Raw genomic sequence first — 25,819 nt, 5'->3', positions numbered from 1 at the left:
TTCGAAGTCCTTAATCCCACTCCCAACCTATGCTGGTTTTAAATACAAAATCGTTTTTAGCAACGTCGGCAACCAACGGATCGCTATCGAAGTTGTGCACATAGCTGAGTTTTACGTAAAAATCGAGCGGTAAATCATATTTTAGCGAGGTATCCATGTCGATACGCCACCTTCCCCAATCCGACAAACTCGGATATGTGGTTAGCTTAAACTGAAACGATAGGTCGCCCAAATCGTAGGCATTAAAATCAAACAGTCCCAGTCCTTCAAAACTTCCCTGCGAGGTAGGAGTATCACCACCGTATTTTTCCTGTGAGAATGCCAGTCCTAAACCCGACTGCATGTACATATGATTGGAACGGATAAGATACAATCCTAAACCCGCACGAAATGTAGAACGCAAATCAAGCATCTGTTCGCTGTTACTTAAAAATTCGGCACCACCCAGTATCATACCACTTCCCCAAATATCGCGAACCAGGGTTACTCCGCCATCGGTACGTTTTAGCGGATCAACATCATCCTGGGTTGTTCCCACATTATTTAACTGGGCGCTAATATTCCATTTTATGCCTCGGTAGCTCACTTTCGCCGCAGCCGAGGTTTGCCGCACATTATTGGCCTTACTGTATGACAATCCTGCATCAATTGAAATAATAATCCGGTCGATGAAACGTTGTTCCAACGAAGTAATTTCAACGATCTGATCAAGGCTCATTGAGACATTATCATCCAGCGTTTGAATGGTAACTTTTTTGGGTTCGTCGGGTAGCGAATTTAACCCGCCGTTGTACTTTTTCCCATCAACGGTATAAATAATCAGCAAGCGGGTACACACTATCCCTTCAACTTCATTCCAGTCTACCTGAAAATCGCTGTCAGCATAATCGGTGTCGTAAACCAGCACTCCGCGCTTCATCGATTTTATTTCGCCCACCAGTACATCTCCGTTCGAGGTGTATATTTTATCGTTTTGGGCAATTACCTGAATAAATGAGAAAATTAGTAGTAAAGAAATTATACATTTTTTGTTCAGCATGATTGAAAGATTTTAAAAAACATATAAAAATTACGGCATTTTGCGAATCAAAGCAAATATTTTTGTCATAAACTGTTTAACAACAAATTTTTCAGAATTGATAAAGTATTGAACCTGACCAATATCAAGTTGTTAAACCTGAAAAGATTTTTATATTTGCCATCTTACGAAAAACTGAGGGATAAAAAGGAGAGGTATGCAGGAAACAGGACAAGTTGAAGCACTTATTAAAAACGACGCAGTAGTATTAGGATTATTATTGGCATTACTGGCCGCTATTTTCTATACCAGTAATTCATCGAAACCCATTTTCAAGAAATTCTACAGCGTTATTCCTATGCTGCTGCTCTGCTATTTTTTACCCAGTTTGCTCACCACTTTTAATATTGTCGACGGCGAACACTCGCAGCTGTATTTTATGGCATCGCGCTACTTGTTGCCGGCTAGTTTGGTTCTACTTACACTAAGTATTAACCTTAAAGAAGTGTTTAAACTAGGGAGTAAAGCTCTGATTATGTTCCTTACCGGTACCGTTGGTGTGATTATAGGCGGGCCACTTGCGATATTATTGGCTTCCATCATTAATCCTGATCTTGTTGGAGGAGCAGGCCCCGATGCTGTTTGGCGCGGAATGACCACCATTGCCGGAAGCTGGATTGGTGGTGGTGCCAACCAGGCTGCCATGTACGAAATTTTTAAACCATCGGATCATTTGTACTCGATAATGATTACCGTTGATGTGCTGGTAGCCGAAGTATGGATGGCCATTTTGCTGATTGGTGTGGGAAAATCGAAGCAGATCGACAAACATTTTAGAGCCGACGCCAGCAGTGTTACCCAACTAAAAGATCACATGCATGAATTCAGTCAGCGGATAGCACGTATACCCAGCAGCACCGATATTATGGTTATTGCAGCCATCGGGCTTGGCGTTACCGGTTTTGCACATTTGGTTTCCGACTGGATCGCCCCTTACATCGAAGTTCATGCCCCGGCATTAAACAAGTTTAGCTTAACCTCAAAATTCTTCTGGTTAATTATCCTTTCAACCACTATTGGAATTGGGTTGTCGTTTACAAAACTCCGGAATTACGAAGGAGCCGGTGCATCAAAAATAGGTACGATCTTTATTTATATTCTGGTGGCAACCATTGGGATGAAAATGGATGTTGGCAAGATCTTCGATAACATTGGACTGTTTTTGGTTGGCGGAATCTGGATGGCTATTCACGTAATTCTGCTGTTAATTGTCGGGAAACTGATCCGTGCGCCCTATTTCTTCCTCGCGGTTGGTAGTAAAGCAAACATCGGAGGTGCGGCAAGTGCCCCGGTTGTGGCGGCTGCTTTTCATCCGTCGCTGGCACCGGTTGGTGTTTTACTGGCCGTTTTAGGTTATGCGTTAGGAACCTACGGAGCGTGGATGTGCGGACTGCTAATGCAAGTGGCGGTACATTAACCGTACTTTCTGATTCGCTTATCAGAACAGGTTAAAAATTTCGCGGAGGGCAACAACAACGACAATGGCTACTAAAATGGCCAGCGAAACAATCATGGCATTTCGCACAAAACGGTTTCGCTTTTCGAGTTCTATAACTTTCGAAATTTTCCCAATTTTATTATACACCTTTTTAAGGGCAATATCGTTGTCTTTTATAATGTAATCGTAGGCGCCGTATTTTATCGAATTTACAGCCACTTCCATATCTTCGTGCGAAGTGAGAAAAATAAACTCGGTACGTTCGCTGATTTTCTTTACTGCCTGCAAAACAGCAATTCCCGTAGTATCATTCAAATGATAATCCTCGATAACAATATCAGGACGCTCACCTTTGTTTACAGCCGCCAAACAATCCTCGGCATTATAAAACGATTTAACCCTTTTCATTCCTTGTCTCTGAAGAAATTCAACCACCAGTTTGTGGTATAGTTTGTTGTCTTCAACTACGAAAATCAGTAAATTCTTATTCACAACTGTTAGCTTTTTTGTGTATTTAACATTTAAATGTACGATTAATTATTCATTTTTAACGACTCCAATTCCCCCCCACCATTTACCGGAGTTCCATTCCACTGTTCCAAATTCTTTTGTACTTTAGCCCGAAATCAAAAAAAACGTTACGATGAAAAACTATATTTTTCTTTCCCTTATTTTCTTTTTAATTGGTGCTCAAACCCTTACTGCGCAAGAAACAGCGTATACCACCGACGAAAATATTCTGTACACATCTGACGCTTCGGAATATGCACAGGAACGTTGTAGACTAGATATTTATTACCCGGAAAATAAAACTGATTTTACCACTGTGGTTTGGTTTCATGGTGGCGGAATAACAGGCGGTAATAAATTTATTCCCGAGAAACTAAAAGAACAGGGAATTGCAGTGGTGGCTGTAAACTATCGTTTGTCGCCAAAAGTTAAATGCCCGGTTTATATCGAGGATGCCGCAGCGGCAGTAGCCTGGACCTTTAAAAACATTGAAAAATATGGCGGTAGTAAAGATAAGATAGTTGTTAGCGGACATTCGGCCGGTGGCTACCTTACCAGCATGGTTGGTTTAGACAAACATTACCTTGCCGCACACGATATTAATGCCGACGATATTGCGATGCTCATTCCTTTTAGCGGACACACAGTTACACACTTTACCATTCGCGATGAAAGAAGAATTCCGGGAACGCAAGCGATTGTTGATGAATATGCGCCACTCTATTTTGTTCGCCCCGATGCTCCTCCCACGATCTTTATTACCGGCGATCGCGAACAGGAAATGTTGGGCCGTTACGAAGAGAATGCCTACATGTGGCGTATGATGAAAGTCGCCGGCCATAAAAACTGCAAACTAATGGAACTCGACGGTTTTAACCACGGAGAAATGGCCTCGCCGGCACTGGAAGTTTTATTAAAAGAGATCAGAGTATTGGATAAACCTTAAGGGAACAAAGAATATGAAACGAAGCTGTTGGCTTATTCTCCTTTTGATTCTATTTTGCGGAATGAATCAGGCAGATGCGCAAAACCTAAATGGTTATTGGGTAGGGAAAGTGAATTTACCAACGTTGAAAATTACTACCTCGTTTCATATATCGGAAGATGAAAGTGGTAAACCGATCATCACTCTTTCTGTTCTTGAAGACGGTACAAAGGACCTGCCGTGCAAACTGATAAAGATTACAACCGACAGTATTATTATTTACACGCCCAAAATTGATCATACTTATTCCGGTGTCTTTCAAAACGATACTACCATAAAAGGCGAATGGAGTAAAAACGGAATTAACACACCGTTGACTCTTGTAAAAACCGATGAAGCTCCCATCCTAAAACGACCGCAAATTCCACAACCGCCATTCCCCTACCTCATTGAGGATGTGGAGTACGTGAATACTGAGTCGGGTTATAAACTGGCGGGCACGTTAACCTGTCCGGATACTACTTCTCCTTGCCCGGCAGTGGTGATGATAACAGGATCAAGTGCTCAGGATCGTGACGAAACCATATACGGGCACAAACTTTTTTGGGTGATTGCTGATTATTTTGCCCGTAATGGTATTGCAGTATTGCGTGTCGACGACCGTGGAGTTGACGGTTCCGAAGGGAATATCTCAACAGCAACGAGTAAAGATTTTGCCGGAGACGTACTTGCCGGTGTAGGATTACTTACAACAAGAAAAGAAATCGATTCAAAAAACATAGGTTTGATTGGGCACAGTGAAGGAGGTTTGATTGCTCCGATTGCAGCTACAAGTTCTGATGACATTGCCTTTTTTATTATGATGGCTGGTCCGGGAACAACCGGCGAACAAATTCTTAAAGAGCAAAATGTACTGGCACTGGAAGCAGCGGGGTTGCCGGAATTTCAGATAAAACAAAGCGCGATGATTAATCAGCGTATTTTTGAAATCATAAAAACGGAGCCCGACTCCGCAAAAACACTTGAGCAACTCCGGACAATTCTTTCGCAGGGATTTTATCCCGGCATGAACGACGAAATGAAAGCCGCAATTGATGCTAAAATTGCCGGTGTAAACAACAACTGGTTTCGCTATTTTTTAACCTACGATCCACAGCCGACACTCGAAAAAGTAACATGTCCGGTGTTGGCCATTAATGGTGCAAAAGACGTACAGGTGCCGGTATCGAATCTGGATTCAATAAAATCTGCCATAACGAGTGGTGGAAACATAAACGTTACCACCATTGCTTTTGAGAACCTGAATCATCTTTTCCAGAACTGCGACACCGGTTCGGCGGCTGAGTATTCGCAAATTGAGGAAACTATCGATCCTGAAGTTCTAAAAACGATGAAAGACTGGATAGTGGAGCAAACTAAAAAATGAAATGCAAGTAAACACCAAACGATTAGTATTACGCCCAATTAACGCAAACGATAAACATGCGATTTTAAAATATCGCTCGGATGCAGAGGCAAACAAATACCAGGGCTGGATTCCGAAAACGATCAACGATGTAGAAACCTTCTTCGGAAAGTTGTCTGCTGAATTTAATGTGCCGGACACCTGGTTTCAGCTGGCCGTAGTGGAAAAAAATAATAACGAACTTATTGGCGATATCGGCATTCATTTTATCGACGAGCAACAGGTTGAATTGGGTTACACCATTGCCAAACACAAGCAGGGTTTAGGATTTGCCACCGAAGCAGCCAAAGCTGTTATCGACCACCTGTTTGGCGAATTGAAAAAGCACCGGATTACTGCCTCGATCGATCCCGAAAATATTGCATCGGTTGCTTTGCTCGAAAAACTGGGTTTTAGAAAAGAAGCGCATTTCAGGGAAAGCCTGTTATTAAACGACAAGTGGGTTGATGATGTGATTTATGCGTTGTTGGCGAGGGAATGGAATATGAATAATTGATTTCCTTGAATCTATAGATAAGTTTGTTAAACAAAACTTGCCCGACCATATATAGTCAGGCAATTTTTTGCAGATAACTACTTCCTTAAACCTAAGGTGTATATATATCTACTAATTCCACCATTGTTCGGCCACCTCTGGGTTGCAACTCCATAACCAAACCTACTCCAGGTTTGTAAAATTTATGTTCACGTTCTCCCGGCTCTAGCGGAGTCCATTCCATAGTTTCCAAACATCCTTCAAAAGTTCCGTAATCAATCTCAACCGTTTTGTCCAGATTTATGACCATAGCCATGTCTTCGGCTTCATCTTCATAATACTCCTGTTGGTACTTCATTCCCATTCTAGGATTAGCAGGCATCAGCATTCCGGGTTGTGCATCATCTACTCCGGCCTCCCAGGAACCTTCGGTCCCCACCAATTCACCGTCTTCCCATTCTTCGCTATACTCTCCAAAATACCATACATTTCCTTCACTGTCTTCTGCAAACCAGTCGTCGGTTTTTTCAATCATCTGGCCGTCCAGATAGGCAATGTCGCGAACCACAGTGGTGGTAACTCCCATAATTTCTTTTGTTTCGCTTGTTACTTCAACAACGATTGTTTCAATTCCATCTTCTGTTTCTCCTCCATAAGTAAATACTTTACCGGTTTCAAAGGCAAGAAATTCGTTTGAAAAACCGTCAACAAATGCCCCTGCGCCGGGAAATTCAGGTAGAAAGGACATACTTTTTAGCGCATGCTCCAGATTTTCATCCATTATCTGGTTGTCTTCTCCTTCCATTTCACATCCAGTAAATGTGACTCCACAGATAAACATGCTGAGTGCAGCCACCCAAATGCCGCAAAAAATCTTCCACTTTTTTCTCATAACAATTACTTTTAGTTCATAAATATCTCACTTAATAATTTTGGATACCGGTGTATTGGATTCTGCTTTAAACAACTATACTGAAGATATACGTTGTGAACACCTTTTTGTTCCCCTGCGGACTAATGCATGTGGCTGTCGGTTTCCGGATATTAAAATAGCATGTATAACTTTAAATTATTTTACCTGCGGCCATTCGCCCCTCCCGAAACTTCGGATGTGATCGGTGTGCAATTCTGAAGGATTGAAGATGATTTAAATCTACAAGGCAAAATTCGCCGGGTAAATATCGCTTCGCTACAATTGGATTGACGATTTGAGTTACGCACTATTGCCACGCGGAGTGGAAAAAATCGATCGAATTTGTAGTATTTTCACAGTTTAGTTTGTCGCCGATAATGCTTCTCAAGCTCTTGTTTTAATATGTATATTGTTCCGGCACATACCACCGGTTGTTTTTTAAATCAACTCCGCCATTCATTTCTTCCTGAACGACTTTATCGATGATCCAGACTCCCTTAAGTGCCATATTTTCAAAAGAGTCTACTCCAATCTCCTCAAAACCGATCCTGGTTCGCTGAATATTAAAACGATTGGAGAACTTCCTGCCAAAAGCCTTTTCAACGCCCTCTTTGCCAACCATAAATCCGATTAAACCACCCCATGTTGCCGTAGGATTATCCGCATCCCAACCGCAGAGTGTTCCAATCTTTATCGTCTCCACCAAATCACCTTCGCCATAAAACAGGCTAACCAAACTTGTCGCAAAGTTTATTCCGGCAGCAAAACACGCATTACAATATAAATTCCGCGATGTCATATCATATCCATCGGCCTGATTAAGTTGATACCGTGTATAAACCGAATCCCGGGCCTGTTCCCACGGAATATCTTCGTTGTATTTTGATTTTACGTACTCATACATTGCGCGGGAATAAGACGTCTCCGGCAGACGGTCTTTCGCCTGTTCTGCCATCCAAAACAGTTGATCTTTCAATGGCAAAGTTTTATCAACTGCCGAGGCCAGCGAAAACATTGATACATAAAATTCCGAAATCCACTGGCTGTTTTCGCGTGCAGTATTCTGAATTGGCAACCGTGCCATTTTTAGCGCAATATCAGGCCTGCCTGGCGCAAACAAACCAAAAATCTCGGTGGTTAACTGCGCATCAATCATTTCAAATTCAGGATTATTTTTTGGATCTCCGGTTGCCGGCGGAACCAATCCTTCTTTCATTAAATCGAAAGCCTTTTGGTTAGACACCCACAAATAGTTTTCCTCTTCGTGCCTGATATGCTCCAGCCAGCCCTCGCGAATTTGCTCACCGGTTAAAACAGAAGTCTGATATTTTAATAAAAGTTCCTGGTAAATGTATTCGATATCCGTATCGTCGTCGGCTCCCCAAACACTATCAACATCAGCAAACACAAAATCAATTACCGGCGACAAATCACTTGGAATACCTTCTGCCCAAATACTTGGCTGATCGGGTTTGCCCCAGTCATTTCTGGTGTAAAAATCACCGGTTTTCAAATCACCGATGTTTCCTATTTTGTCCATTTCAGTAACTAAACCGGTCCAGTTGGCAATACAGGTAGCCAGCCAAAAGCCCTGAAGTTTTTTGTAATAATCTTCCCTGCTGATGGTTCTGTCTGTGTTTTTTGGAGTATAGTCCTCATACACAAGATTTGGATTTTGTGCAATCTCTGATGTTTTAGTGCAATTGGTGGTAAGTGCAAATACAATTAAGATTAGAACTGAATACTGGGCAAAGTCGTTTTTCATATTTTATAAATATTGTCCATCCTGGCGTTCTTGTGCAAGTTAATATTTTGACTATAATTTTTATAAAATCCGGCTTTTTAAGCAATTGAAGTAAACACTCAACCTGAATTTTCATCCGCTCTATCCATTTTGTTACTGATTCAAAATATTTGATGTTCGATTTTTGTATTTTGGAGCTTTCAAACGATTATGTCTACAAAAAAACGCATTCTTAATATCCTTTTCTGGTCGGTGGTATCGGCGGCTTTTATCGGGCCGGGTACAATTACTACCGCCGCCAAATCAGGTGCAGCTTTGGGAACTGATCTGCTTTGGGCTTTACTTTTTTCTACGCTTGCCTGTTTACTTTTGCAGGAAGCGGCAGCACGTTTAACCATCATCTCCGGGTTAAATCTGGGGCAGGCAATTGTACATCAGTTTGAAAAAAGCAAAGCCAAACTGCCCATTCTGATTTTAGTTTTAGGAGCAATTGTTGTTGGCGCCGCGGCATATGAAATGGGCAACCTGCTGGGAGCTGTTGCCGGATTCAGGCTAATCTTTGATCTACCTGCCTGGATGCTGGTTTTGATCATTGGCGGCGTGGCAGCCCTTATTCTGAATATACCGTCATTAAAAATAATCTCCACCATAATGGGATTTGTTGTGGTGTTGATGGGCATCGGTTTTCTAATCACTGCCTTTTTAATTCGCCCGGAATTAAATGCCCTGCTGAAAGGGACTTTTGTTCCGCGTTTCCCATCGACCAATGCAACAGGACTTTTGGTGTTAGGATTGATCGGAACAACCATTGTTCCTTACAATCTTTTTTTGGGCTCCGGTATTTCCAGCCAAAAGCAATCGGTAAAAGAAATGCGTTTCGGACTGGCAGTGGCCATTTTGCTGGGCGGCCTTTTTTCGATGGCCGTGTTGATTGTTGGAACCGCAGTTACTGCCGAATTTTCTTTTGAAAATCTATCGCTTGCATTGCAACAGAGAGTTGGTCCGGCCGGGAAATACCTGCTGGGATTTGGCTTGTTTGCCGCCGGTTTTACCTCATCGGTAACCGCTCCTCTGGCTGCAGCCGTCACATTAAAAAGCCTTTTCGGAAATAAATATCCTGAAAAATGGCAGGCAAATTCGTTGAATTTCAAACTGGGCTGGTTGGTGGTTTTGCTTACCGGAATTTGTTTTGCCGTTGTTAATGTAAAACCCATCCCGGCAATAATTCTGGCACAGGCATTAAATGGATTTCTGCTGCCATTTGTGAGCATCTTCCTGTTTATCGTAATCAACAACAAGGCAATAACCGGAACAAAAACAAATCCTACACTACTGAATGTACTTATGCTGATTGTAATTTTCGTAACACTGGTTCTCGGTTTGAACAGCGCCACAAAAGCATTTTACAGTGTATTCTTGCCAACGAATACTCCGGGAAATGGGGTGCTGTGGGGCATTGGTCTTGTGGCAATGATGATTTCAGTGTGGGTGTGGTTTAAAGGACAAAAGAAGTAACATGGCAAATAAATATTTTCAACTTTTTGTAGACACCGGTGGAACCTTCACCGATTGTATCGGCATTGATGAAACGGGACAGGAATACCGCCAGAAGGTTTTGAGCAGCAGCAGCCTGCGCAGTACCATTGAAAAAGTAATTTCAGTAAAACAATGTGTTATCGCAGATACATGGAACTTGCACCGCGACATTTTTAACGGCTTTTCATTTCGATTGCTACAACAAAATTCTGCAGAAAATAAGGTTGTTTCGTTTGATGTGCAGAAAAGAATACTTGAACTCGATGCTCCTTGTTTTACTCCTAAAATGGAAGGCAGTAACTTTGAACTCACTTCGCACGAGGAAGCTCCGGTTTTGGGGGTACGACTGATCACTCAAACGGGATTGAACGAAGCGTTTCCGGACTTGCACCTGAAACTTGGATCTACAAAAGGAACCAATGCTTTGTTGGAAAATAAGGGTGCCAAAACACTTTTTATTGTAACAAAAGGTTTTGCCGATCTGCTGGAAATTGGCAACCAGGCACGCCCCGATATTTTTGCGATGAACGTGGAAAAATCAAGGCAACTGACACATCAAATCATCGAGGTGGATGAACGTATCGACTCTAAGGGCAAAGTTTTAAAACCGCTCGATTTTGATGGACTCAAAAAAAGGCTAAACGGAATAGACCTTAACAAAATTGAATCGGTTGCTATCGCGCTGATGAACGCCTTTATCAATCCTGAGCACGAGCACCAGCTGGCACAACTTCTGAAGAATATAGGATTTCGTTTTGTTTCCCAATCAACAGAATTATCTCCGCTAATAAAGCTATTGAATCGTGCAGAAACAGCGGTTGTTAACGCCTACCTCTCTCCTATTATTCATAACTACGTGAACCGCATTGCCAAAAAAACGGGAAGGAATCTGTTCCAGATTATGACCAGTGCCGGAGGTTTGGTTTCTGCTGATAAATTCCATCCAAAAGACAGTCTTTTGAGTGGCCCGGCCGGAGGAGTGGTTGGTGCACGCGATATCGGAAGAAAAGAAGGTTACGATAAACTCATCACTTTTGATATGGGTGGCACCAGTACCGATGTTTCCCGTATCGATGGCGAGTTTGACTACCGCTACGAACTGCAGGTTGGTGATGCCCGAATAAACAGTCCTGCCATTGCCATTGAAACTGTTGCTGCAGGTGGAGGTTCCATTTGCGGTTTTGATGGCTACAAACTTTTTGTTGGCCCCGAAAGTGCCGGTGCCTATCCCGGACCAGCTTGTTATGGTGCCGGAGGACCGCTTACCATTACTGACGTAAACCTGCTGTTAAATCGTCTTAACGCCAGTCAATTCGGCATTCCTGTTTTCAGAAATGAAGCAGAGAAACGCCTCGAGGAGCTGCTTTATTCAATGCAAAAGAGCACCGGAAATAAAGCATCAACCGATACGGTTTTAAACGGATTTATTGCCATTGCCAATGAAATTATGGCCGGAGCCATTCGCAAAATTTCCATTACAAAAGGTTACGATCCGAAAAACTTTGTACTCGTTGCATTTGGTGGTGCAGGCGGATTGCACACTTGCGACATTGCTGAAATTCTTGGAATACAAAACATTCTTCTGCCAAAAGATGCCGGACTGTTAAGCGCTTACGGAATTGGCAACGCAAGTGTTGAACGTTTTGTTGAAAAACAAGTGCTGCAGGATTTAAACGAGGTTGATAATTTGCTTCCCGACTGGTTTAACGAAATTGAAACGGAGGCCACAAAAAAATTACAAAACGAAGGTTTCAACAAAGAAAAAATAAGTATACGCCAGCGAATGGTATTTATGCGTTTTGCAGGTCAGGATTCGAGTCTTGAAATTCATTTTTCCGACGTTGAAGAATTGATTACCGACTTCCATCAACAATACAAAAAGGTGTACGGGCACATCGTTAGCAACCGCACCATTGAGATTGAGGCGATTCGGGTGCTGGCTGCCGTGGAGAATACAGACAAAGAAACGATCACTACAACAAAAACAAGCTACCTGCCCGAACCGCTGAAAACGACCGACAATGGCACTCCGGTTTTTGTCCGTAACGAATTAAAAGCAGGAGCACAAATAAAAGGGCCTGCGCTTTTCCTCGACAGTTTCTCTACCACTTTCCTTAAAAGTGGTTGGTCATTGGAGTTGCAACATTCAGGAACGGCCATTTTAAAAAGCCAGACCGAAAACCAGCAAGCTGACACAATGCAAAACCGCGAAACCGAGCTGGAATTGTTCACCAATCGTTTTATGGCTATTGCTGAAAATATGGGGGCTTTACTGCAGCGCACCTCTTTGTCGGTTAACATTAAAGAACGCCTCGATTTTTCGTGTGCGCTGCTCGACAAAGACGGACGCCTTGTAGCTAATGCTCCGCACATACCTGTACATCTCGGTGGATTGGGTGTTTGTGTGCGTGAGCTGATTAAACATTTTGATTTTGAAGAGGGAGATACCATAGTTACCAATCATCCGAAATATGGCGGTTCTCACCTGCCCGACGTGACATTGGTTTCGCCCGTTTTTTATGGAGGAGAACGAGTAGGTTTTGTGGTAAACCGTGCACATCATTCCGAGATTGGTGGGATCAGCCCGGGATCAATGCCACCGAATGCAAAAAATCTGGAGGAAGAGGGCGTGTGTATTGCTCCTTTTTACCTGGTAAAAAATGGACAAACTGATTGGGACGGAATGCGAAAGATCTTGCTCAACAGCAAATTCCCTACCCGCTCGGTTGAAGAAAACCTGGCTGATTTGAATGCTGCACTGGCCGCCAATAAAAATGGTTCTGAAGCCTTGACCGACCTCATCGATAAACACGGAAAAGAAACCGTGCAAAATTACCTCGACTTATTGCGCGAACATGCCGCAAAAAAAATGAAAGCCACACTTCAAAAGTTTGAAAATGGTAATTATTCGGCTACAGAATACCTCGACGACGGATCAAAACTGAAGGTAAATATTCAGCTTCATAATGGGAATTGCAGCATCGATTTTACCGGCAGTGCGGCAGTACACAAAGGCAACATGAATGCCACCGAGGCAATCGTAAAAAGTGTAAGTATTTATGTGCTCCGGCTGTTGCTGAATGAAACCATACCATTGAATGACGGTCTTTTGGAACCTGTAGATTTTATATTGCCAACCGGATTATTAAACCCTGATTTTGATGATGACCCGGCAAAATGTCCTGCCGTGGTTGGTGGTAATGTGGAAATCAGTCAACGCCTAACCGACACGCTTTTGAAAGCTTTTGGCGTTGTGGCAGCCAGCCAGGGCACCATGAACAACACACTGTTTGGTAACAAGAATTTTGGCTACTACGAAACCATTTGTGGTGGTTGCGGTGCCGGAAATGGCTTTAACGGTGCCAGCGCTGTTCATCACCACATGACCAACACGCGCATTACCGACCCTGAAATAATGGAGCACCGCTATCCGGTTCGTTTGGAGGAATTCTGCATTCGAAAAAACTCGGGAGGAAGTGGCAAATGGCACGGTGGCGACGGCGTGAAACGTGTATTAAAATTTCTGGAGCCGGTAAATCTTTCCGTTCTCACCCAACGTCGAAAATCAGGGCCTTTTGGCTTAAATGGAGGAAAAGACGGAAACCCTGGATGCCAAAAAGTAATTCGTGCCAATGGCGAAGAGATCGTTCTTGATACCATCCAAAATATTAACATGGAGCAAGGCGACACTTTTATTATTGAAACTCCGGGAGGCGGTGGTTATGGGACCGAATAATATTTGAAGCAAACTACATTGCCCGAAAATAATTGCCAGTTTGTAGTTTCTGCTCATTCTGATATCTTTACCGCCCGATAAGGGAAATTTTTAAAACTATGGAGACACCGTTTCTGGCGTTGATTATTCTTTTTGTAATCACTCCTGTTGTTGTTATTTATCTTGAAGGCAAGTTTTCGATATTAAAGAAAATTGGTGCCGTACTGATTTGTTACGGGGTTGGTTTAATTATTGGCAACATGGGCGTACTGCCTCACGGGGCCGAAAAATACCAGAATATGCTTACGGATATTACCATTCCGTTGGCCTTGCCATTGATCCTTTTTTCGGTTGATGTACGTTCGTGGTTTAAAATGGCACGATCGGCATTTTTGGCGCTTATAACCGGATTGATCTCGGTGTTGTTGATTATAATTATCGGCTTTTTTATTTTCCGAAACGACATTGAAAACATCTGGCAGGTGGCCGGAATGCTGGTAGGTGTGTACACCGGTGGAACACCTAATATGGCCGCCATGAAAACAGCTTTGAATGTTTCGCAGGAGTTGTACATTATGACCCACACCTACGACCTTACGCTTGGTGCCATTTACCTGGTTTTTATTCTTTCGATCGGGCAGAAAGTATTTCTGTGGTTTTTGCCGCCTTTTAAACCGGTTAAAACAGAAGACACAGCCGTTGCAGAAATGAATATGGAAGAAGAGTTTGAATCGTACGACGGAATGTTGAGGAAAAAGACCTTACTGCCATTAATCGGTGCGTTTGGAATTTCAGTGGCCATTCTTGGATTGAGTTACGGTATCAGTCTGCTTTTGCCAAAAGAATACCAAACAGCTGTGGTTATTCTGCTTATCACCACCTTCGGAATTGGCTTTTCGTTTATACCCAAAATAAAAGCCATAAAGAAGACCTTTCAACTGGGTATGTACCTCATCCTAATTTTCTGTTTAACCGTTGCCTCCATGGCCGATATCAGCAAATTATCAAACATCTCCTTTTCGTTGTTTTACTACGTGGCGTTGGCTGTTTATGGGTCGCACATTATTCACATCGCACTGGCCCGTTTTTTTAAAATTGATGCCGATACGGTGATCATTTCAACCAGCGCGCTTATCTGCTCGCCACCATTTGTTCCCGTGGTTGCCGGCGCATTAAAAAACCGCCAGGTAATTTTAACCGGACTGGTTGTTGGAATTGCCGGTTATGCCGTTGGAAATTACTTAGGGGTTCTTATTGCTTATTTACTGAAATAACATTACCGTTTGCAGTCGCAGGATCAAGCATCCAGAAACCAGTATCAAGCATCCAGTATCAAGTATCAAGTATCCAGCATCCAGTGCTACAACTCCGTAAAGTTCTCCCAAATATCTTCCATCATTTCCAAAGAAACACTAAGTGCATTGCTGCGCCATTTTTCGGATGGAGGGTAAAACATTTCGTAATAACCGGCCAGTGCTTTTAAACTGTCCTTTTCTGATTTATAACCGTAATGTGCGCCCTGATTTTCGGAAATAGAAATGTGTGCCGATTTTACTGCACCGATTGTTGAACTTGTATTTAAAGTACCAAACTCCAACAACATAGGAATCGATGTTTTATCGGGCAGCAAGTCACCAATGTATTCTACGAACTGTCCAGATACTGTATAGAAATTATCCGAGTCGCCCCAATTGATTGGATAGCCTTTAAATACCTGCTCGGTCTTTGCTTTTAACTCCGGATCATCGATTGGATTCGGGAAAAGATGCAACTCTCCCCGCTCGCCAAAACCGGTATGCAGATCGAGGTTTAAGAGCGTGGAATAAGGTGCTGCAATGTCGCTTAATACTTCCGACATAATTGCCACTTGCTGCTCAAAATCGTGGCCACCGAAGTAAATTCCTTCCTGAAATTCGTACTGCCCCTGGGCAAAAGCCTGTAATAATGCCGGCATTCCTTTTCGGGCAATTTGATTAACAGCCGTTACCAGAAAAAATTTGTTGCTCAAGCTATTCATGTTCAACTTCCCTTTTGGCGTAAGCATATCATAAAGCGCCACAAAACCATCGTTTTGGGTTTCAAAAAGCGAAGAGTCGGTACTGTAATTCCGGTTCAGGTCAACATTATTTTCTGTAAAACGCCGCTGGTTTTTAAAGCCCCAGGCATTTAATCCGTGTACCAATAAAACTCCGGTATTTTTAAACATTTCAGGCTTAAAAAATTCGGCCATTAGTTGTTGCTGTACCGCACTGCCCACAAAACCTTCAATTCCGTGCGTGCCGGAACAAATAACAACCAGTTTTTCAGTGGTGTCGCTTGCCGGTATGTAGCAAAAATCAATCGTTAAACCCGTGTCGGTTTTGCTTTCTACCGACCGCGAAAATATCACCACACTATCAAACCGCGTTTTGATAGAATTGGCCTGCTCTCTGAACGCTGCCCGACAATCTTCCCACGAGTTTTGGTAATAGGCCAGTTTTGCTTTGTCAACCGTTACATCGGGATCGGTGGGCGAATAGGAATTAAAGCTCACATACGTGTACCCCAACACGAATACAACCAAAACAACGATGGTTATTCCGGCAACTTTTAGAAGTTTCTTCATACCAAAATTTTAGATTACAAACTTTACAAACCGGTCTTCAATCATTTGTTGCAACTGGCTAAGCAAAGCCTGTTCGTGCCTGTCAATGTAGCCATCTTCGGTGGCAATATTTATAATCTTGTCGTAATCGTCGCGCGTGATCTTATGATCGGCAATTGCTTTTTCAATCATTTCTCTTAAACGGATCGAACTTTCACTTACTTCTTCTTTCATATTTTATAATTGTTTATTTCTAACGGAACTCATCGCCAACATTCGGGACTCGTTTCATCAAATTCAGTTCCAGGTGAACATATTTACTAAAAATACAGATTCATCGTACAATTTACAAATACCCGGCATATATCTCTACTTTATTAATTTACAACAAAATAAATCTTTCCCCGTTCAAAAACCGAATTCTTAAAAACTATTAAATTCTTACTTTTTCTTCAATAAGCTCGTACAAATTGTACCTTTGCACGTTATTTATCACGGAAATGAATTTAAAAACAGACAAAGTTGGCATAATTGGGAGTGGTAGCTGGGCAACGGCTTTGGCGAAAATTCTTTTAGAAAACGTAAACGAAATTAACTGGTATTTTCGTAAACAATCAACCATCGAAACGTTTAAAAAGAACAAACACAATCCGCGTTATTTAGACGAAGTTGAATTTGATACTTCTAAAATTAATTTCTGCAACGATATAAACTGCATCGTTGCTCATTCCGATATTCTTATTATAGCCGTTCCTTCTGCATTCCTTCCTACCGTATTGTCCGATGTAAAAGATCTTTCGGGTAAATACATTTTATCGGGAGTTAAAGGAATTGTTACCGACGAAAACCTTTTGGTGGCTGAATATCTGCAAAAGTATTTTAACGTCGATCATGATATGATTGGGGTTTTGGCCGGTCCATGCCATGCCGAAGAAGTTGCGCGCGAAAAGCTGTCGTACCTTACCGTGGCCTGTACCACAGAAGAAAAGGCGATGAAATTTACTCAGCTTATTGAGTGCGATTATATTTACACTTCAGCATCGGATGATATTTGGGGAACCGAATATGCCGCTGTACTGAAAAACATTATTGCCATTGCCGCCGGTATTGCGCACGGGCAACGTTTTGGCGACAATTTTCATGCTGTGCTCGTTTCGCGGGCTATCCAGGAAATAAAACGTTTTGTTGACCAGGTGCATCCTATTAACCGCGATATAAAAGCGCCGGCTTATCTGGGCGACCTGATGGTTACCGCTTACTCGCAATTTAGTCGCAACCGTACTTTCGGATCAATGATTGGAAAAGGTTACTCGGTAAAAGCAGCACAATTGGAATTAAATATGGTTGCCGAAGGTTATTACGCTACAAAATCCATTCACCAAATTAACGAAAAGCACCAGGTAGATATGCCGATTTGCGAAGCGGTTTACCAAATTCTTTACGATAAAATTCCACCTCATAAAGTGTTTGGCGAATTAACACCAAAACTGTGTTAAAAGCCTAGACAAGTAAAGAAAGATCCACTCCGTATAACTTTTAGATACAGGTTGGATCTTTTTTTATCCCTAAAAAAATGCCACCCGTTAAACGAATGGCATTTCAGAAAATTATGGTGAGAATCTTCTTATCTCATTGCTTTCCAGGCGTTGATCAAACCATTGGTTGATGCATCGTGGCCTGTTACTTTTTCGTCGTTGTTTAGTTCCGGCAGAATGGCGTTGGCCAACTGTTTACCCAACTCAACTCCCCACTGATCGAAACTATAGATATTCCAGATAATTCCCTGAACAAAGATTTTGTGTTCGTACATGGCAATTAACGATCCTAAAACACGAGGCGTTAATTGTTTCACTAATATCGAGTTGGTTGGGATGTTACCCATGAATATTTTAAACGGCGTTAATTCTTTTATTTCCGCTTCCGATTTTCCGGCAGCTTTTAATTCGGCAACAACCTGTTCTTCGGTTTTACCCACCATCATTGCTTCAGTTTGTGCAAAGAAGTTGGCCAGTAATTTTGGATGATGATCGCCCACTTTGTTGTGGTTGATTGCCGATGCGATAAAGTCGCATGGAATTAGTTTTGTTCCCTGGTGAATCAATTGATAAAAAGCGTGCTGACCGTTTGTTCCGGGCTCTCCCCAGATAATAGGGCCGGTTTGGTAATCCACTTGTTCGCCGTTGCGATCAACATATTTACCGTTACTTTCCATGTTCCCTTGCTGGAAATAGGCAGAAAAACGGTGCATGTACTGGTCGTAAGGCAGAATGGCTTCACTTTCGGCGCCATAGAAATTGTTGTACCAAAGTCCGATCACTGCCAGAATTACCGGGATATTTTTATCGAAATCGGTTTCGCTGAAATGGTTGTCCATGGTATGAGCACCTTCCAGCAACTCAATATAGTTATCGTAACCAATGCCAAGCATAATGCTTAAACCAATGGCCGACCACAATGAGTAACGGCCACCTACCCAGTTCCAGAAACGGAACATATTTGCGGTATCAATACCAAAAGCCGAAACCGCTTCGGCATTTGTTGAAACGGCAACAAAGTGTTTGGCTACGTTCTCCAAATCTTTTGCCGATTCAAGGAACCAGTCTTTTGCCGTGTTGGCATTGGTCATGGTTTCCTGTGTGGTGAACGTTTTTGAAGCCACAATAAACATCGTCGTTTCCGGATCAACTTCTTTCAAAGTTTCGGCAATGTGCGTTCCATCAACATTCGATACAAAATACAGTTTCAAATGGTTTTTGTAAGGTTTTAACGCCTCGGTAACCATTAACGGACCAAGATCCGAACCGCCAATACCAATGTTTACAATATCTGTAATTGTTTTTCCGGTGTATCCTTTCCACTCACCCGAAATCACTTTTTCGGTAAAACCTTTCATTTGGTCAAGCACTGCATTTACCTCAGGCATTACATCTTCGCCGTCAACAACGATTGGTGTATTGCTGCGGTTGCGCAACGCTACGTGAAGTACTGCACGATCTTCGGTAGCATTAATTTTCTGCCCCGAGAACATTGCAGAAATTGCGTCTTTTAAACCACATTCTTCAGCTAACTCAATTAAAGCTGCTTTAACCTCATCGTTAACAATGTTTTTTGAGAAGTCGAGCAGGATATCTTCAAATTTCAGCGAGTACTTTTCAAACCGTTGCGCATCGGCAGCAAACAGGTCTTTCATATGAGTGCCTTCAAACTCGAAGTATATCTCTTCCAGTTTTTGCCAGGCTTTTGTTTCAATCGGATTGATTTTAGGTAACATATTTTTGTTTTAAGCAGGAAGACCGAAGCCTGGAGTTTTCTTCAAACCTGTTGCTGCAGCCGTCCGATAGTTAATAATCAAGTTTTAGCGATTGTTTCACTCTGGGTGAACCCATCACTATTATACGTTTACAAAGATAATTGATTCTGAAGATTGCAGATGAAACTTACAGGAAGGTTAATGTTGGGTTAAGAAAAAATATGAGTTCGCGTAATTTAATTCATTTTCGGCCGCCACATGGCAACAACAAGTGCTGCAGTGGCCAAAATAAATCCGATAAAAACCAAACCACAGCATAGCATATTGCTCCAGTGTGCGAACTTTGCATACGAACCGATGCCTGCCAAAATAAAAGCAGCTGCTAAAAAAGAAATTAATACTATTTTTCGGGTCTTCGACATTTTGCTGGTTATAACATTAAACGCAACAAAGCTATAAACACCGAATATTTATCCAAAGTTTTCATTATAAAGAATGCAGAATGTAATTGATTTGTAATAATTTTTACCATTTGAAGATTGGAATTTTACGATTTGATATACCGGTTTACTTTTTGTATTGATTTTCTATCTTTACCGCAACTTCTGGCAAGGAATTAAATTGTAATTATGAAACCAGAAGTACAACTCAATCTTATATATGAAAACAGCCACATTTAAGGGATACCTACTGGCCATTGTTGCCACAATTGCTTTCTCGAACGTTTATATATTTAGTAAGGCTGCGTTAAATGAAATTCACTTAACACAATTTGGTATTTACTGGTGTGGTTTTGGCATGCTGTTCAGTTTCCTTTTTGCACTAAAAGACAAAAAACTGGGTCAGCTAAAGGTTCTCGATAGAAGGCAACGCCGTATACTTTTGCTACTGGGCATTCTCGAAATACTCACAACCACTTCGTTTTTTATATCTATAAACATTATCCCCGATCCTTCCGTCACATCATTTATCGGCAATCTTTTCCCGGTAATGGTTACTTTAGGTGGTATTGTACTGCTGAAAGAAAAGTTTGGCTGGGTAGAAGTTATTGGTGCATCGCTGGCGCTAATCGGTACTTTTGTTATCAGTTATTCGGGTGGTACAAGTTTAAAAACGCTGTTTATTGCCGGCACCGGCGTGGTTGTAATTAACGCGCTATTTGCCACCACCGCTACATTAATTGTAAAAGTGCATGTAAAAAATATAAGCCCCGAGCTGTTTAACCTAAACCGCTATACCTGGCTTTTCGCATTTTCGCTTATTGCATTTTTGATCTACAGCCCGGAAGCCAGCATATCATCAAGGGCTCTTGCCAACGTATCCATTGGTTCTTTCCTTGAGTTCGTAGCCATTTTAACGGTGTATTATTCCTATCAATTTATCGATGCATCGCGCTCGGCAGTAGTGCAAACGCTAAAAGGTATTTTTGTTTTAACAGGTGCCTACCTTGTCTTTCATACCTTTCCGTTGTTGCACCAGTTTATTGGCGGAATGATAACGGTTATTGGTGTCCTGATAATGACACTGGCACAAGCCGGTATTTTAAAACCCAGACTCTCAAACTGAACTTTCAGTTAAAAAACTACTCATTTAGTTTATTTGAAGTTTATTTAACAAAATTTTATACTTATTTTTTGTTTCTTTCGTTGAATTTATGCCAAGGCACAATTTTTGTTAAATAAGAAAAAACAATTTCAAACAGAAACAAAAACTAAAACAATGAAACTAAATCCTCATAATTATACTTAAAAACAGCATGCCCTCATGCCTAATTCACCCGTTACCATTGAAAACTAAAAGCATACTAAAAATGAAGAAAAAAAACTGGCTGTTTGCTGCCATAGCAGTAATTCTACTGTTTGTGGTATTTATTGTATTATCAGGTTCGAAAAACGAAACCACTCAAATTACAACTACCGTAAAGAAAGGCCCTTTTGAAGTGCTAGTGTACTCAAGCGGGCAACTCGAATCGGAAAACTCCGATCATGTTTATATTCCCGAAGAAATGAAGGATCGCCAAACGCGTATTTCTAACTTAACAATTACTGATATTGTAGAAGAAGGGACTTATGTAGATTCGGGAGATTATGTGGCCACACTCGATCATCAGGCTGTTCAGGAACAGTTAAAAGATGCGCAGGATGAGATGGAAAAAATACTGTCGGAATACAACGACAGTAAGATCGACTCCAACCTGACGCTTAGCAACGAACGCGACCAGATTATTAACGCCACACTGGATGTGGAAGAACGAAAGATTGCGGTTGACGAATCGATTTATGAATCACCATCAGAGCAAAAAAAGGTGAAAATGGATTACGACAAAGCCTTGCGAAAACTGGAACAATCAAAACAGGCCTACGAATTAAAAACTCAACAGGAAATTAATAAGGTGAACCGCAAATTCATCACCTATAAACAGGTAAAAGAACGCGTTGATGCACTGGAAAGATTAATGGATAAGTTGATCATTTATTCGCCCAAAGCAGGTATTATTTCCTATCATCAATACGAGTGGGGAGGTACTGTTGAAACCGGATCGCGCGTGTCGCAATGGAGCCCGATTATTGCTACGTTCCCAAACATGCGTAACCTGGTTACCAAAACCTTTATAAACGAAATTGATATTGCGCTGATAAAACCCGGCCAGAAAGTAAAAATTGGAATTGATGCTTTCCCTGATAAAACGTTAGACGGAGAAGTAGCCACCGTAGCCAACATGGGGCAAGTGATGCCCAAAAGTGATGCAAAGGTTTTTGAGGTAAAAATTAAGGTCAACGGCTCCGACCCCGAGTTGAAACCAGCCATGACCACCAGTAACACGATCCAGGCCAGTTTTATTGAAGATGCCACCTTTATTCCAATCGAGGCTGTATTTTCAAACGATAGCTTATCCTATGTATATCTTTCTGATTCGCAAACCGCACAAATTATTGAGCCCGGCGAAGCCAACGAAAATTATGTGGTAATAAACCAGGGACTTGAAGAAGGCCAGGAAGTGCAGCTGCTGGAACCCGAAGATGCCAGCGATTACAAACTAACAGGTTTTGAAATTTATGCCGATATAAAACGTAAAGCAGCCGAAAAAGCTGCAGAGGAAGCAGCAAGAAAAAAGGAACGGGAAGAGGAAAAAACACCTGAATTGCCTCAGGGAATGGCCTTACCTGCTGGTGTTACTGTTATTTCAGCTAATTAACCACTCAAACCAAACAAGATGTTTATAAAAAGATATTTACACGATATTCTGATAGCGGTTGAAGCCATTATAGCCAACCGCCTGAAATCGATACTTACCGCTCTCGGTATCATCTTTGGTGTTGCTGCGGTAATTAGTATGATGGCCATTGGGAATGGTGCCGAGCAGGAAATTCTGGAACAGATAAAACTGGTTGGGGTAAACAACATTGTTATAACGCCAAGCACTTATTCATTATCCGACGGAGCAGGTGGCGACGGCAATGGCCAACCCACTGCTAAGAAATTCTCGAAAGGACTGACACTACTCGATGTTGAGGCCATCAAAAAAATTGTTCCAACTGTTGAACGTATTTCGCCGGTAATTTCCTTTAACTATTCGGCCCTGCTTAATGGTATCAGCAGACCTGTCGTACTCGAAGGAATTGATAATCATTACTTCGATTTGTTTAACATGCAACTGGCCGAAGGAAGTCGTTTTAACGCTACTCAGGCAGAAAAAGGACTACCCGTTTGTGTGGTTGGAAATAACATTAAAGAGCAATTTTTTCGTCAGCAGGATCCCATTGGGAAATACATAAAATGCGGACAGATTTGGTTAAAAATTATAGGAGTTGTTGAACGACGCGATTTTACCGCATCGGCATCCGACGAACTGGGCATCAGCAGTTCCGACAATAAAATTTTTATACCCGTACAAACCATGCTGTTGCGTTTTAAAAACCGTTCGCTAATCAGGGCCGACGAAGTTTTAAATGCCAATAAAAACGCAAATGGAAATGGTATGGTGGTTATATACGGCGGCCCGGAACAAAAAGAAGAGCCGATTGACACCGACGATAATCTTAACCAGCTCGACAAGATTGTTGTTCAGATAAAGGAAACGGAACAACTCAACAACTCGGCAACATTGATAAAACGTATGTTGCTCAGGCGCCACTCCGATTTGTACGATTTTGAAGTTACAATCCCCGAATTGCTGCTTAAACAGCAACAAAAAACAAAAAAGATATTCAACATCGTCTTAGGTGTAATTGCAGGTATTTCGCTGGTTGTTGGCGGAATTGGTATTATGAATATTATGTTGGCATCGGTATTGGAACGTATTCGCGAAATTGGTGTTCGTCAGGCATTGGGTGCCAAACAAAAAGACATTATCGCACAGTTTCTTTCCGAGTCAACATTAATCAGTTTAACCGGAGGAATTATCGGAATTATTCTGGGCGTTGTACTCTCGCAAATTATTACGGCCGTGTTCGATATTAAAACAATTGTTTCTGCCTTTAGCATTTTTATTGCTTTTGGCGTATCGGTTGGCGTCGGAATTATTTTTGGTTATCTGCCTGCCAAACGCGCGGCAGCCAACGATCCGGTAGTAAGTCTTCGTTCATAAAATAACCTGAAAACAAACAAAAAAATGAAACGAGCATATCACAATTTAAGACACGGTCAAATAGATAACAGCGAGTTACATGAGTTACCACTGAAAACAAACAATCTTAAACGAATGAAAAACATATTTCTATCATTTATATTTATTTTGGGCCTTACGGTATTTGCCGAAGCCCAGGACGAATTAGTGTTAACACTTCCCGAAGTAATTGATATTGCATCAGGACAATCAATTGATGCTTTCCGAAATAAAAACATGTATTTGGCCAGCTACTGGGAACACCGGTTTTATAAAGCCGAGCGCTTACCCAGTATTTCGTTAAGATCCAATCCGGCCGATTTTAACCGTTTTAGTAATCGGGAATACAACTTTGAAACCAACGAGGACGAATTCCGCCTGCGCGAATATTTTAACTCCGAAGTTTCAGTATCAGCTGTTCAAAACGTTTCACTAACCGGCGGACAGGTATTTTTACGCTCAGAGCTGGGAATGATTAAAAACCTTGGTGGCGACAAAAACACGTCATTTAATGCAACGCCTATCAGTGTTGGTTTTTCGCAGGAATTAAACGGGTATAACCGCCTGAAATGGCAAGCCAAAATTGAACCCTTGAAGTTTGAGAAAGCCAAAAAAGAATTTATCCAGGATATGGAAGATCTGCGTGTAACTTCCACCAACCGCTTTTTTGGGTTGATAAATGCCCAGATTCAGAAAAACATTGCGGAGATGAATTATGCCAACGCCGATACACTTTATAAAATCGGAAAAGGGCGTTTCCAGGTAGGAACCGTAACTCAGGATGAATTGCTTGAACTGGAACTCCGTTTGCTGAACAGCGAGCAGGCACTGAGTATTGCCCAGCTTGGCGAAAAAAGAGCACAGGCAAGATTGAACTCTTTCCTCGGACTTCCGAAAGAAACCATGATAAAATGTATTGTTCCCAGCGAAATTCCTGAGCTGAAAATTAATCCGGACCAGGCCATCGACGAGGCGATTAAAAACAACCCTGAGATTCTGAACCATCAACAGCAAAAGCTGCAGCAAGACGAGAATGTTGCCATTGCCAAATCAGAACGAGGGCTAAACACCACGCTTTACGCCATGTATGGATTAAACAAAAGTGCCGAAAATTTTGATGATGTTTATGCCGAGCCCGACAAAAGCCAGGTGTTTAGTCTGGGCCTAAACATCCCCATTGTTGACTGGGGACGCGGAAAAGGACGTTATTCAATGGCCAAGTCGAACCGCGAAGTGGCTCTGGCAACAATAAGGCAGGAACGTATTGATTTTGAGCAGGATATCTACCAAAGTGTGCTGGAATTTAATCTTCAGGCCGGACAGGTAAACACAGCAGCAAAAGCCGATACGGTTGCACAAATGGGATACAACGTTACCTTTCAGCGTTTTCTTATCGGGAAGATTGATGTAACACGACTAAATATTGCCAGCAACGATCAGGAAACTGCGCGTATGGCCTACCTAACGCGGTTACGCGATTACTGGTCGGCCTATTACCGACTGCGTAGTTTAACACTTTTTGATTTTGAAAAAAAGAAACCGCTTGAAGCCGATTACGACAAACTTTTAGAAAACTAGTT

General features: G+C 41.9%; 20 protein-coding genes. 12 read left to right on the top strand and 8 right to left on the bottom strand.

Translation table 11 applies throughout. The features are described 5' to 3' along the window. Positions 1-10: 10 nt before the first annotated feature. Entirely contained in the window at positions 11-1,039 is a 1,029-nt protein-coding gene (locus G4420_RS07200; RefSeq protein ID WP_163322929.1) for a DUF481 domain-containing protein, read from the bottom strand. A 196-nt stretch (positions 1,040-1,235) separates the two neighbouring features. Here G4420_RS07200 and G4420_RS07195 point away from each other — a divergent pair, with 196 nt between their 5' ends. Beyond that, positions 1,236-2,495, top strand: a complete 1,260-nt coding sequence (locus tag G4420_RS07195; RefSeq protein ID WP_163322928.1) for a DUF819 family protein — start codon at positions 1,236-1,238, stop codon at positions 2,493-2,495. Positions 2,496-2,516: 21 nt separating this feature from the next. On the opposite strand, the gene G4420_RS07190 is transcribed toward G4420_RS07195, so the two are convergent. Continuing rightward, on the bottom strand, positions 2,517-3,008 hold the full coding sequence (locus G4420_RS07190) for a response regulator (protein WP_163322927.1): 492 nt from the start codon (positions 3,006-3,008) through the stop codon (positions 2,517-2,519). Between the two features lie 151 nt (positions 3,009-3,159). On the opposite strand from G4420_RS07190, the gene G4420_RS07185 reads away from it, so the two are divergent. The 3 genes from G4420_RS07185 (at position 3,160) to G4420_RS07175 (ending at position 5,912) form a co-directional block, all read left to right on the top strand. Continuing rightward, on the top strand, positions 3,160-3,972 hold the full coding sequence (locus G4420_RS07185; RefSeq protein ID WP_163322926.1) for an alpha/beta hydrolase: 813 nt from the start codon (positions 3,160-3,162) through the stop codon (positions 3,970-3,972). Between the two features lie 61 nt (positions 3,973-4,033). Further along, positions 4,034-5,377 carry an alpha/beta hydrolase family protein gene (locus tag G4420_RS07180; RefSeq protein ID WP_163322925.1) on the top strand — a complete coding sequence of 448 codons (1,344 nt, stop codon included), beginning with the start codon at positions 4,034-4,036 and terminating at the stop codon, positions 5,375-5,377. A 1-nt stretch (position 5,378) separates the two neighbouring features. Further along, a complete protein-coding gene (locus G4420_RS07175) occupies positions 5,379-5,912 on the top strand; it encodes a GNAT family N-acetyltransferase (protein WP_163322924.1) in 534 nt (177 codons plus the stop codon). A 91-nt stretch (positions 5,913-6,003) separates the two neighbouring features. On the opposite strand, the gene G4420_RS07170 is transcribed toward G4420_RS07175, so the two are convergent. Together G4420_RS07170 and G4420_RS07165 are read right to left on the bottom strand one after the other, a co-directional pair. Beyond that, positions 6,004-6,783: a hypothetical protein gene (locus tag G4420_RS07170; RefSeq protein ID WP_163322923.1), complete on the bottom strand. Its 780-nt coding sequence runs from the start codon at positions 6,781-6,783 to the stop codon at positions 6,004-6,006. Between the two features lie 418 nt (positions 6,784-7,201). Beyond that, on the bottom strand, positions 7,202-8,569 hold the full coding sequence (locus G4420_RS07165; RefSeq protein WP_163322922.1) for an ADP-ribosylglycohydrolase family protein: 1,368 nt from the start codon (positions 8,567-8,569) through the stop codon (positions 7,202-7,204). A gap of 189 nt (positions 8,570-8,758) precedes the next feature. Here G4420_RS07165 and G4420_RS07160 point away from each other — a divergent pair, with 189 nt between their 5' ends. The 3 genes from G4420_RS07160 to G4420_RS07150 all read left to right on the top strand — a co-directional run bounded on the left by G4420_RS07160 (position 8,759) and on the right by G4420_RS07150 (position 15,073). Further along, complete coding sequence (locus tag G4420_RS07160; protein WP_163322921.1) at positions 8,759-10,063, top strand: Nramp family divalent metal transporter; 1,305 nt, start codon at positions 8,759-8,761, stop codon at positions 10,061-10,063. 1 nt (position 10,064) lies between these two features. After that, complete coding sequence (locus G4420_RS07155) at positions 10,065-13,820, top strand: hydantoinase B/oxoprolinase family protein (RefSeq protein ID WP_163322920.1); 3,756 nt, start codon at positions 10,065-10,067, stop codon at positions 13,818-13,820. 98 nt (positions 13,821-13,918) lie between these two features. Next, on the top strand, positions 13,919-15,073 hold the full coding sequence (locus G4420_RS07150; protein ID WP_163322919.1) for a DUF819 family protein: 1,155 nt from the start codon (positions 13,919-13,921) through the stop codon (positions 15,071-15,073). Between the two features lie 86 nt (positions 15,074-15,159). Here the strand turns inward: G4420_RS07150 and G4420_RS07145 are convergent, their stop codons facing one another. Together G4420_RS07145 and G4420_RS07140 are read right to left on the bottom strand one after the other, a co-directional pair. After that, positions 15,160-16,404 carry a M14 family metallopeptidase gene (locus tag G4420_RS07145; protein ID WP_163322918.1) on the bottom strand — a complete coding sequence of 415 codons (1,245 nt, stop codon included), beginning with the start codon at positions 16,402-16,404 and terminating at the stop codon, positions 15,160-15,162. 9 nt (positions 16,405-16,413) lie between these two features. Further along, positions 16,414-16,617, bottom strand: coding sequence for a hypothetical protein (locus G4420_RS07140; protein ID WP_163322917.1), 204 nt, complete (start codon positions 16,615-16,617; stop codon positions 16,414-16,416). A gap of 266 nt (positions 16,618-16,883) precedes the next feature. On the opposite strand from G4420_RS07140, the gene G4420_RS07135 reads away from it, so the two are divergent. Then, on the top strand, positions 16,884-17,879 hold the full coding sequence (locus G4420_RS07135) for an NAD(P)H-dependent glycerol-3-phosphate dehydrogenase (protein WP_163322916.1): 996 nt from the start codon (positions 16,884-16,886) through the stop codon (positions 17,877-17,879). Positions 17,880-18,007: 128 nt separating this feature from the next. Here G4420_RS07135 and pgi read toward each other — a convergent pair whose 3' ends face one another. Next, the gene (gene pgi / locus G4420_RS07130) at positions 18,008-19,654 is read right to left on the bottom strand and encodes a glucose-6-phosphate isomerase (RefSeq protein WP_163322915.1); all 1,647 of its coding nucleotides are present in this window, start codon (positions 19,652-19,654) and stop codon (positions 18,008-18,010) included. A gap of 215 nt (positions 19,655-19,869) precedes the next feature. Then, positions 19,870-20,055, bottom strand: coding sequence for a hypothetical protein (locus G4420_RS07125; protein ID WP_163322914.1), 186 nt, complete (start codon positions 20,053-20,055; stop codon positions 19,870-19,872). Between the two features lie 238 nt (positions 20,056-20,293). On the opposite strand from G4420_RS07125, the gene G4420_RS07120 reads away from it, so the two are divergent. The 4 genes from G4420_RS07120 (at position 20,294) to G4420_RS07105 (ending at position 25,817) form a co-directional block, all read left to right on the top strand. Continuing rightward, entirely contained in the window at positions 20,294-21,199 is a 906-nt protein-coding gene (locus G4420_RS07120) for a DMT family transporter (protein ID WP_163322913.1), read from the top strand. A gap of 244 nt (positions 21,200-21,443) precedes the next feature. Then, positions 21,444-22,829, top strand: coding sequence for an efflux RND transporter periplasmic adaptor subunit (locus tag G4420_RS07115; RefSeq protein WP_163322912.1), 1,386 nt, complete (start codon positions 21,444-21,446; stop codon positions 22,827-22,829). 18 nt (positions 22,830-22,847) lie between these two features. Beyond that, positions 22,848-24,221, top strand: a complete 1,374-nt coding sequence (locus G4420_RS07110; protein WP_163322911.1) for an ABC transporter permease — start codon at positions 22,848-22,850, stop codon at positions 24,219-24,221. 114 nt (positions 24,222-24,335) lie between these two features. Beyond that, entirely contained in the window at positions 24,336-25,817 is a 1,482-nt protein-coding gene (locus tag G4420_RS07105) for a TolC family protein (protein WP_163322910.1), read from the top strand. Positions 25,818-25,819 lie beyond the last annotated feature (2 nt).

It is taken from the genome of Draconibacterium mangrovi (assembly GCF_010586825.1).
Lineage (GTDB): Bacteria > Bacteroidota > Bacteroidia > Bacteroidales > Prolixibacteraceae > Draconibacterium > Draconibacterium mangrovi.
Note: the sequence above shows the minus strand (reverse complement) of the source record. Positions and strands in the feature narration are given on the sequence as shown.

What these genes read in the sequence shown, in the direction of transcription:
- G4420_RS07175 (WP_163322924.1), top strand. Translation starts at nt 5,379, where the DNA reads ATGCAAGTAAACACCAAACGATTAGTATTACGCCCAATTAACGCAAAC.
- G4420_RS07105 (WP_163322910.1), top strand. Translation starts at nt 24,336, where the DNA reads ATGAAAAACATATTTCTATCATTTATATTTATTTTGGGCCTTACGGTA.
- G4420_RS07165 (WP_163322922.1), bottom strand. Translation starts at nt 8,569, where the DNA reads ATGAAAAACGACTTTGCCCAGTATTCAGTTCTAATCTTAATTGTATTT.
- G4420_RS07195 (WP_163322928.1), top strand. Translation starts at nt 1,236, where the DNA reads ATGCAGGAAACAGGACAAGTTGAAGCACTTATTAAAAACGACGCAGTA.
- G4420_RS07160 (WP_163322921.1), top strand. Translation starts at nt 8,759, where the DNA reads ATGTCTACAAAAAAACGCATTCTTAATATCCTTTTCTGGTCGGTGGTA.
- G4420_RS07115 (WP_163322912.1), top strand. Translation starts at nt 21,444, where the DNA reads ATGAAGAAAAAAAACTGGCTGTTTGCTGCCATAGCAGTAATTCTACTG.
- G4420_RS07120 (WP_163322913.1), top strand. Translation starts at nt 20,294, where the DNA reads ATGAAAACAGCCACATTTAAGGGATACCTACTGGCCATTGTTGCCACA.
- G4420_RS07110 (WP_163322911.1), top strand. Translation starts at nt 22,848, where the DNA reads ATGTTTATAAAAAGATATTTACACGATATTCTGATAGCGGTTGAAGCC.
- G4420_RS07180 (WP_163322925.1), top strand. Translation starts at nt 4,034, where the DNA reads ATGAATCAGGCAGATGCGCAAAACCTAAATGGTTATTGGGTAGGGAAA.
- G4420_RS07185 (WP_163322926.1), top strand. Translation starts at nt 3,160, where the DNA reads ATGAAAAACTATATTTTTCTTTCCCTTATTTTCTTTTTAATTGGTGCT.
- G4420_RS07155 (WP_163322920.1), top strand. Translation starts at nt 10,065, where the DNA reads ATGGCAAATAAATATTTTCAACTTTTTGTAGACACCGGTGGAACCTTC.
- G4420_RS07135 (WP_163322916.1), top strand. Translation starts at nt 16,884, where the DNA reads ATGAATTTAAAAACAGACAAAGTTGGCATAATTGGGAGTGGTAGCTGG.
- G4420_RS07150 (WP_163322919.1), top strand. Translation starts at nt 13,919, where the DNA reads ATGGAGACACCGTTTCTGGCGTTGATTATTCTTTTTGTAATCACTCCT.
- pgi (WP_163322915.1), bottom strand. Translation starts at nt 19,654, where the DNA reads ATGTTACCTAAAATCAATCCGATTGAAACAAAAGCCTGGCAAAAACTG.
- G4420_RS07125 (WP_163322914.1), bottom strand. Translation starts at nt 20,055, where the DNA reads ATGTCGAAGACCCGAAAAATAGTATTAATTTCTTTTTTAGCAGCTGCT.
- G4420_RS07145 (WP_163322918.1), bottom strand. Translation starts at nt 16,404, where the DNA reads ATGAAGAAACTTCTAAAAGTTGCCGGAATAACCATCGTTGTTTTGGTT.
- G4420_RS07200 (WP_163322929.1), bottom strand. Translation starts at nt 1,039, where the DNA reads ATGCTGAACAAAAAATGTATAATTTCTTTACTACTAATTTTCTCATTT.
- G4420_RS07170 (WP_163322923.1), bottom strand. Translation starts at nt 6,783, where the DNA reads ATGAGAAAAAAGTGGAAGATTTTTTGCGGCATTTGGGTGGCTGCACTC.
- G4420_RS07140 (WP_163322917.1), bottom strand. Translation starts at nt 16,617, where the DNA reads ATGAAAGAAGAAGTAAGTGAAAGTTCGATCCGTTTAAGAGAAATGATT.